This window comes from Candidatus Hepatincolaceae symbiont of Strigamia maritima, assembly GCF_055505085.1.
The window spans coordinates 1-9,502 of sequence record NZ_DBKDTU010000129.1 but is presented as its reverse complement, the minus strand read 5'-3'; the positions used below and the strand labels follow the sequence as shown (position 1 = coordinate 9,502).

The following is a 9,502-nucleotide window of genomic DNA, read 5'->3' as shown; positions in this document are numbered from 1 at the left end:
AAGTATTTCCTCCGTAAAGAATAGAATATATAGGTATTTCTTTCCCAAAAGCTGTTAAATAATCTAAAGAATTTGTTAATGCAAAAATAGAAGCTAGTTTATTGTTATTAGTAATTAAAGTTGTTTGAAAAAATTCTTTAATAGTTGGAATACTATTAATATCCTCTACATAAGGGGATAATTGGTCTAACAAGTGTTCTTGAAAATTTTTATTAATTTTTGCATTAGTTGGGAATGTTACACATATATTAAGTATAATTGCAAAATATAGTAATTTTTTCATTAATTTATTCTCCCTATATTACCATGTGCTCTTAGATCTTATAATAACATATTTTTTATTCAAAAAATATGTTATTATAAGTACGAAATTTTAATAATCTTGCTTAGAGTAAAAGTATAGTAATAATCTGTAGCTGTTCCTAACTTAAGATTTTAAAAGTAAGAGATGATATATAAGATAATTTATGGCTTTATTAGAGCAGAACAGCTTTATTAGACTCTAAGGAGAATAAGAATATATAAAAAGAGTAATTTATGGAGTGTTGGTATAAAAATATAAGGATACTTAACAAGGTAGGATCTAAATTTCTTACTTATAGTATAGAAAAAGTATTTTTACCAGTAGCGTCTTCCTTTAGATTCTCGGTGGGAGCAAGTATTCTGCCTGAGTTTGGTAAACGAAGCAATAAAGTATCTATTTTTCTTTTGGCTACTAAAAATAAAATTAACTCTTCTTCGGTTAATTTTCCTGCGGAAGGTAATTTTACAGTAGCAGGATTAACTTGTTTCCCGTTAATTATAACTTCATAATGTAAGTGTGGTCCAGTAGCTCTACCGCTAGCTCCGACATATCCTATAATTTCTCCTTGTTTAACTCTTTTCCCAATTTTAATATTTTTATGTAGACGATTCATATGAGCATAGGCTGTTTCTAAGTTATTATTATGCTTGATTCTAATGTAATTTCCAAAACTACCAACCCACCCGGCTATACGTATAACCCCGTCTCCTGAAGAAAAAATAGGAGTTCCTACCGGTGCTGCAAAGTCTATACCTTTATGAAAAGCAGTATAACCAAGAATAGGATGCAATCTCATGCCAAAACCTGAGGATAAACGAAATGCTGCTTCAACTGGGGTTTTAATAAGAGTTTTCTCTACGGTCTTTCCATCGGCAGAATAATATTGATTATTATATTGATAAAAAGATATCCCTTTCTGTGATAATTTTAAAGAGGCATGAACTATATTATTACATTCTAGAAGTTCATTATATTGATTATAATTACAAGTAAAGAGTACTTCTAAGGAATCGTTTTTTTGTACATCCCTTTGAAAATCAACATCCCAAGAAAAAGCCTTAGATAACTCTGTAATGATTGATTTGGGGATTCCGGCATCAACTGCAGAAGTATACAGACTATCTTTTACATAAATTTGTTTTTTAATAATATATCTTTTTAATCTTTTTTCTTGTTTATAAGCTATTAAATTATAAGTAGGATCTGATTCTATAATGATGTCATAACTAGTGTTGACATTGATAGAAATTTTTTGAATTTTTTGGTAGTCCCATTCTTTAGAATTAGCAAAGGTTATCTCAATAATTAATCCTGGCTTTATAGTATTTACGTTATAGATTTGTTTGATTTTTTCTAATACTGAATAAGCAGTTTGAGAGTCCACATTATTTGCGAGCAATAAGGAAATAAAATTTTGTCCTTCTTCTATAATAAAGGTATTTTTATAAAATTTAACAGATTTAAAAAGCTCAGCATTACTTATTTTATCTAAAACTTTTAAGTAGCTTAAGAAGGTAGCATTATTTCTAAAAAGATTACTCTTAGAGAAAAAAACAGTATAGTTATTATAAAAATAGATTGAACCTAGTAATAAATAAGAAAAAATTGCTATCAATAAGCCTGTTTTATAGAAATTATTAGTAATCCATATAAACAAATGTTTGAAATAATTTTTTACTAGAAATAGAGAGTGTAATATAATGTTAATCACTAATGGGCTTTGTGTTTTAATAAAAATTGCTTCTTTTAAGATAATTTTATAAAAATAAATAATAGTTAATTTTATGAACCTAATCATTCTAAATATATTTTTTAAAGTACGCAACCAAAACTTTATACTAAACAATGATATTATGCTTATATAAAAAATTTTGCATACCAAATAGATAAAGATTAAAATATTTGTAATAAAGGTTAAATAGTTAGTGAAGAGCTGTTGTAATTTGTGCAAAATATATTGAGAAATAGGTTTAATTTTAAAGATTACAAATAAAAAATAAAAACTTATTTGGCTGTTAATATAATGAATAAAATTAAAAAGATTATGAAGAAATATATCTAAAAGTTTCCTTATAATAAAGAATGGATTAATCATAATAAAGTTTAGTAATAATTTTGGAACTACGTTTAAGTGATAAATAGCAGTATAAAGGTTAGGAGCTAAATTATTTAAGTTGTTAAAAACAAATAGCTGTAATTTAAGTAGGAAACTATATATTAATACTATTAATTTTAACATTAGAAAGACGTAATAAATGATTGCTTGAAAAATGATTCCTAAAGTAATAAAAATAGTAAGATAAAGATTTTTATACAACCCTTTTAATAAATAAAATAAAGTTATCACGATTACGCATAATATTTTATAAAATGTAATTATAAATATTTTACAGCAAACAGTTATAAAAAAGCCAATCTTAAGTATAACTTTATAACTACGTATTAATAAAAAACTTAAGATCATAGTGCTTATTTTATAAATAATATAAAGTAAGTAGCTAATTATGCTACATAGACCCTTGATTATAATACTAAGTATTTCTAATCTCTGTTTTAAGAATTGTAATAAATTGCTCACTTATTTAATAGATAATCCGTTTATACAAATAATTAGTATACCATAATAAGGTAAAATTATATAAAAAGTAATCTAATTTTTTTGGATATAACAGAATATCTCGGTGTGTTTAGAGAAAATAAATTGGTCTATAGCAGTAATATTTTTAATACTAAGGGTTGTATTTGCTTGTAATAAATTTAGATCATAAAAAAAGCTTTTAGCATTACAGGAAATATAAATTATATGCCGTACTTTAGTGGAATGGAGTAGTTGTTTTATTTGGGCGGTTGCTCCAATCCTCGGTGGATTTAAAATTATCGTATCATATAAATCTAATTCAGAACTTAATAGAGGATTCTTAAAGAGATCTCTTGTTGTTGCACTAATATGAGAACTTTGAGAATTATTAATATTTTGTACTGCAGTAGCATTTTCTTCAAAAGCATCTACTTTTAAGATTTTAAGGTTTTGATGTTCTGTAAATAAAAAAGAAAAAGTTCCTAATCCTGCAAAAAGGTCGGCAATTTTTAAACTATTATTGGTATATTGTAAAACTAATTGTTGTAGTAGATTTTCCCCAAAAACTGATGCTTGTAAAAAACTATTACTGGGAAAATCTACCTTATGTGTATTAACTAAGAAGTAAGGTTTTTCTTTAATGATTATAGGTTCTAACCCAAGTGTTGTTTTTAAATAAATACTATTAAACAGCGGATTTTCCGTTAAAATGCTTAAATTTTTTAAAAAAGTTAAATTTATTTTAAGTATAGGATTGTCTATTACTAAGTTAATTTTTTGGTTAAGTTCCGTAATAATAAATTTGGTTTCAGTGTTATTTACTTTAAGAGTTTTTATATATATTGCCAAGAGATTAAGACACTGATTAATGTTTGTGCTTAAGAGGGGGCAATATTCAATATTTATAGTATTATTAGTGTGATATTGTTTAAATCCCAGTTTAGAATCTTTACTACTAAAAACTACTCTTCTCCTATGATGATAAGGGTTATCTAGAGTATGTAGAAAATCTATTTTAGTAGAATAGGGAAGTGCATATTTATCTATTTCTGATTGTAAAAGAGAGAGTTTATAAGTTATATAATCGTCTTTAGGTAGATGTTGTAATTTACAGCCACCGCAAATAGTATAGTATTTACAAATAGGTTGTTGATGTTTTACAGATTTTTTAAGAAAATTATATTTTTTAGCAATAAAGTTTTTGTATGGTTTTTTTTGGCCGAGGATCTTCTTACTTGGGACATACTTATTTAGGGAATACTTTTGGGGTTTATTTTGCAAGAATTTTTGATATGAATTACTAACAATATTATGTTCCTTAGAATGACATTCACTAATTTCTACTATGTCTCCGCTCATAGTAAAGGGAACTTTAAGATTAGCAGTAATTTTATTGTTAGTCTCAGAAGCCATTTTATCGGCAATACCGTCAGCATTTTCATCTAAAGAAGTTATAGTAATAATTATTGGTAAAGTATGTGCGATCATTGCTATTGTATTAGCTAAAGAGTAGTTAATTATGTGCTTATAATAATAGCTATTTAGAAATAAGTAAAGTTTAAAAAGTAAGCTTGAGATTTATATATAATCACCATATAATAAAAGCTATGGAAAATAAAAATACTAATATTATAGAACCGCAAATATATACGCTCACAAATGGTTTCAGGGTGGTTCTTGATTATATCCCTTATGTAAAAACAGCATGTATTGCTATGTTTGCCGGAGTTGGTGCTAGAATTGAAACCAAAGAGAATAATGGTATATGTCATTTTTTAGAACATATGATTTTTAAAGGAACTAAAACTAGAAATAATTTCCAAATATCTGAAGAAATAGAAAATCGTGGCGGGTACATTAATGCTTGGACTTCTAAAGAAAAAACCACTTGGTATGCTAAAGTAATGAGCCAAGATAATGAGTTAGCTTTAGAAATTTTAGTAGATATAATTAAGAATTCTATTTTTCCCATTGAAGAATTAGATAAAGAAAAGAATGTTATTTTACAGGAAATTAAACAAGAACAGGATAGCCCAGAAGATCTTGCTTATAATTTATTTAGTAAAATTGCTTATAAAGATAATGCAATTGCTTTACCAATTTTAGGACCTAATGAGAATATTCTAAAATTTTCTCAAAATGATTTAATAAAACATTTACACACCTATTATAGTCCTAACAATATGTGTTTGGTGATTTCCGGTAATTTTAGTCATGACATATTCTTGTCAAAAACTAAAGAATTACTAGATGATTTTATAGCTTCTCTAACAGTAGATTCATTAAAATATGCCAAACCTAAATTTTATCAAGGCTTTGAGAGAATCATTAAGCCTGATCTACAACAAAATCATGTATTCTATGGGTGGGAGAGTTATTCTTATTTAGATAAAAAAAGTTATGTTGCAACTTTGTTTTCTAATATTTTAGGTGAAGGGATGTCATCACGCTTATTCAAAGAAGTTAGAGAAAAAAGAAGTTTAGTTTATTCGATTAATAGTTTTTATAGTTCATACCAAGATACAGGTTATTTAGGGATTCAAGCAGTCTGTGAACAAAGTAAGGTACAAGAATTGATTAATTTATTTAACAGAGAATTAGAAAAATTAGCAACTAGTGATATTCTGGAAATAGAACTAGAAAAAGCCAAAAAGCAAACTATTAGCGATTTATTTATGGATCTTGAGAGTACGTATATAAGGTGTGAAACTTTAGCTGAGGATCTCTTAAATTTTGGTAAAATCTTAAAAATAGAAGATGTTATTCAAGATATCAATAAGGTAACTATTGCTAAATTAAAACAATTTGCAGAGGATTCATTAAATAAAGGCAAAGCAATTGCAGTGATTAGTAATTAAACTAAGGTAACTCTTTAGCAGTTATTTATAAGAAAACTAATGTTTTTTGGATTACTAATTTAGTAGTGCCATAAAATTATTACAAGTGTAATATTTTTGGGAGAAATATAATAGTTTGAAAGCTTAGAACAAACTAGGAGAGAAGGCTTTAGTATATCGCTGTAATGCTAACTACTGAGTAAACTTAGTATTTGCCTAACCGGATTCACCATAACAAAGAGAATACTTGCTGAAAGATACAGTATCTGCCTAAGAGCAGTGGTTATTTTTTATTTAGGATAAAAATAACTAACATCCCAAGTAATATTAATATAAAAGATGGTACAGATGCTTGTACAATGTTATCATTATTAGCCAAATAAAATGTTTTAATAGCAAGGGTATCAAAGTTAAAAGGTCTTAAGATCATAGTGGCAGGTAATTCTTTAATACTATCAATAAAAACCAAACAAAAACCTACTAATAAAGACTTTTTTAATATAAAAATATCTACTTTAAATAAACTAACTAACTTATTTTGTTTTAATGAAGTTAATATCTCATGAAGATTATTATTTTTCAAATATACTACTTCTACACTATTTATAGCCAAGGCTATAAACCTAATTGTATAGGCAAAAATAACAGTTAGAAAGCTACTTTTAAATATAAATCCTAAGTTATCATTAATTAAACTTCCAACTGAATTTACATACGTAAATAATACCAGAATGCCGACAGCCACTAAACTTCCAGGCAATGCATAACCGCAGCCTACTAAAAATAACATAGTATCGGATAACTTTCCCTTAATAATTTTGCTAATATAGACTATTAATAGAGCCATAAAAACAATAATTATTGAGGAACTACCTGCTAGCAATAAGGTATTCCATAGAGCAGTAATAATTTCTTTATCAAGCAAATGAATATTTTCTATGAAATTAAAGGTAAGGATTATAAAAGGTAAAAAAAATGAAACTCCAAAAACCAAAATACACCAAGAGAAAGCAAATATATTTTTATAAGTGTTAAGTTGTTTGGTAATATTAATATTCTTAACATTTACCTTAAATTGGTAAAGTTTATTATTTCTGGAAAATTTTTCTATCCCTATTAAAATAATAACAAATCCTAGTAAAAATATTGCAAGGAAAATTGCACTATGAATATCTCCGAAACCATCCCATGCTCTAAAAATACCAACACTAAAAGTATCAACCCCAAAATAATCAACTACTCCGTACTCACTTAAGGTTTCCATTAGAATTAAAGATATTCCCATAATAATAGCAGGTTTAGTAATAGGTAAAATTAATTTGAATATTAAAGTAGTTTCTTTAATATTCAAAGAGTTTGAAGACTCTAAAAGGTTATTAAGACTATACGTAAAACTTGTTCTAATTAGTATATATAGGTATGGAAATAAAGCACAAGCTATTATCCAGCCTGCAAAATATATATTTAGAATGTCTAAATTATAATTAGTACCTAATCCTATAATTTGTAATATTTTGTGTAATAATCCTTCATATTCAAAAAACATCACATAGGCAAACCCCATGATATAAGTTGGGATACTTAAGGAAAAAATAAAAGCCTTACAAAAAAAACTACCCATAAAAAATTTATATCGTGTAACAATAAAAGCTGTAGGCAGTGCAAGTAGAAAACTAAATAATGCTACTAACAAACATAGTAATAAGGTATTACTAATATATTGATTTAGTTTAGTTTGTTGAATATGCTTAATAAGAACAGTATTTAAGTTTAAAGACTCAGAAAAAATAGCCACAAGGGGACTCAGTAACAAAAGTACCAGCCCCACATTAAGTAATATCAGCCAATTATTTTTTACATAATAATATAGCTGCAAACTAGGTTATCTCCACCCTGCTATATCAAATATTTTAATTGCCTCTGCTTGATAAGCATCAAGGCTTTTTAGAGCAGAAGTATTTTCCTTAAACTTACCAAATCCTTCTAAGGTTTTATTCCATTTAACCTTAGAATTAACAGGATATTCAAAATTAGTATTCATATATTTCTTTTGTATCTCTTCAGATAGAATAAATTCTATGAATAGTATTGCATTTTCTTTATTTTTAGCATGGGATGTTACTCCAGCTGCTGAAATATTTATATGAGTTCCGGTAGTTGCTTGATTTGGGAAAAATACTTTTAAATTTTTAGTAAAATTTCTTTCCGTATCCTCAGTAGAATTAATCATTTGCCCAAGGTAATAAGTATTAGCAATAGCAAGTTCTCCTTTTCCGCTAGAAATTGCCCGTAGTTGATCTCTATCGTTACCCTTTGGAGTTCTTCCAAAATTACTTACCATTCCATTAGCCCACTTCATCGCCTCTGCTTTACCAGTAGTACTAATTAAGAAAGCTAGTAAAGATTGATCATAAGCATTATTAGAAGATCTTACTAAGATCTTACCTTTCCACATAGGATTAGTTAAAGCTTGATATGTAGTTAAACTTTTTGGATTAACTTTATCACTATTATAAATAATAACTCTTGCTCTTTTTGTAACAGGGAAAATCTGACTATTGGTATCCCTTAATTCAATAGGAATACTTGCATCTAAAGAGGCAGAGAATACACTTTGTAATAATCCTAATTGTTTAGCCCTATAAATATTAATAGCATCTGATGTTATTAATAAATCTGCAGGCGTATTTTTGTTTTCACTTTCTAATTTTTGAATTAAACTAGCACTCTTTCCTTGCAGAACATTAACCTTAATCCCTGTTTTCTTTTCAAATTCTTTAACAATCTCATTATCCACAGGATAATGCCTTGAAGTATATATATTTAATTCCTTTGTAGTTGCAAAAGCTACTGTGGTTACAAATATAAACAACATACTTTTTATAATAATACTTTTTAACATTATAATAACTCCTATTTTATTACGTTGATTTGATTAAAATATACATAAATTTGTGTATTATCTTTAAAATTACCTTCTTTAAAAGATATACAGTTTAGTAAATTACCTTTAATATTTACTAGGACTTCACTAAAATGACCTAAAAAATCTGATTTTATAATATCACCCTTAATACTTCCCTTAACCTCATCATAAGTTAAGCTAATGCTCTCCGGTCTAATCATAATTTTATATTTTTTATTTTCTACTAATTGTTTATTGGTTTTAATTTCCCCTAAATTACCAAGAAAATTCCCGTTAACAAAAGCTCCGTCTAAAAAATTAGCTTTGCCCAAAAAATTAGCTACATACTCATTAACAGGATTTTTATACATGTTAATCGGACTATCAATTTGTAAAAGCTCACCATTTTTAATAATTGCTATTTTATCAGATAAAGCAAAGGCTTCTTCCTGATCATGAGTTACAAATATGGCTGTAATATTATTATCTTTAATTATTTCTTTAATCTCATGTCTTAAAGTAATTTTTAAATTTTTATCTAAACTACTAAAAGCCTCATCAAACAAAATAATTTTTGGCTTCATCACTAAGATTCTTGCCAAAGCAACTTTTTGTTGTTGCCCTCCACTTAATTCATAAGGGAAAAAACTAATAATATCTTGAATTTTTAACTTCGTAATAACCTCTTCAAGCAATTGAGCTTTATAAATTTTTTTTAAATGGGAAATTCCGAATGCAATATTGTTTAGGACATTCATATGCGGAAATAACGTACATTGTTGAAATATAATCCCTATTCCTCTATTTTCAGGGTTCACAAGCATCCTATTTCTATAAACATACTGATGAGAGATCGGAAGAGCGGTTCAGCAGGAATG

7 protein-coding genes are annotated in these 9,502 nt (G+C 27.0%); 1 reads left to right on the top strand and 6 read right to left on the bottom strand.

All coding sequences use genetic code 11. From position 1 onward, the window contains the following. The 3 genes from ACQCX0_RS03340 to ACQCX0_RS03330 all read right to left on the bottom strand — a co-directional run. Nucleotides 1-283, bottom strand: a 283-nt coding sequence (locus ACQCX0_RS03340; RefSeq protein WP_462562755.1) for a hypothetical protein, incomplete at its 3' end; no start/stop codon positions are given. Between the two features lie 313 nt (nt 284-596). Beyond that, nucleotides 597-2,102 carry a peptidoglycan DD-metalloendopeptidase family protein gene (locus ACQCX0_RS03335; RefSeq protein WP_465029876.1) on the bottom strand — a complete coding sequence of 502 codons (1,506 nt, stop codon included), beginning with the start codon at nt 2,100-2,102 and terminating at the stop codon, nt 597-599. 852 nt (nt 2,103-2,954) lie between these two features. Continuing rightward, nucleotides 2,955-4,370 (bottom strand): class I SAM-dependent RNA methyltransferase, encoded by a 1,416-nt coding sequence (locus ACQCX0_RS03330; RefSeq protein WP_462562752.1) that lies wholly within the window; start codon nt 4,368-4,370, stop codon nt 2,955-2,957. Between the two features lie 119 nt (nt 4,371-4,489). On the opposite strand from ACQCX0_RS03330, the gene ACQCX0_RS03325 reads away from it, so the two are divergent. Next, entirely contained in the window at nt 4,490-5,740 is a 1,251-nt protein-coding gene (locus ACQCX0_RS03325) for a M16 family metallopeptidase (protein WP_462562751.1), read from the top strand. Between the two features lie 262 nt (nt 5,741-6,002). Here the strand turns inward: ACQCX0_RS03325 and ACQCX0_RS03320 are convergent, their stop codons facing one another. The 3 genes from ACQCX0_RS03320 to ACQCX0_RS03310 form a co-directional block, all read right to left on the bottom strand. Continuing rightward, nucleotides 6,003-7,514, bottom strand: a complete 1,512-nt coding sequence (locus tag ACQCX0_RS03320; protein WP_462562750.1) for an ABC transporter permease — start codon at nt 7,512-7,514, stop codon at nt 6,003-6,005. Between the two features lie 87 nt (nt 7,515-7,601). Next, nucleotides 7,602-8,621, bottom strand: a complete 1,020-nt coding sequence (locus ACQCX0_RS03315; RefSeq protein WP_462562749.1) for an extracellular solute-binding protein — start codon at nt 8,619-8,621, stop codon at nt 7,602-7,604. An 11-nt stretch (nt 8,622-8,632) separates the two neighbouring features. Further along, nucleotides 8,633-9,448 (bottom strand): ABC transporter ATP-binding protein, encoded by an 816-nt coding sequence (locus ACQCX0_RS03310; protein WP_465029875.1) that lies wholly within the window; start codon nt 9,446-9,448, stop codon nt 8,633-8,635. Nucleotides 9,449-9,502 lie beyond the last annotated feature (54 nt).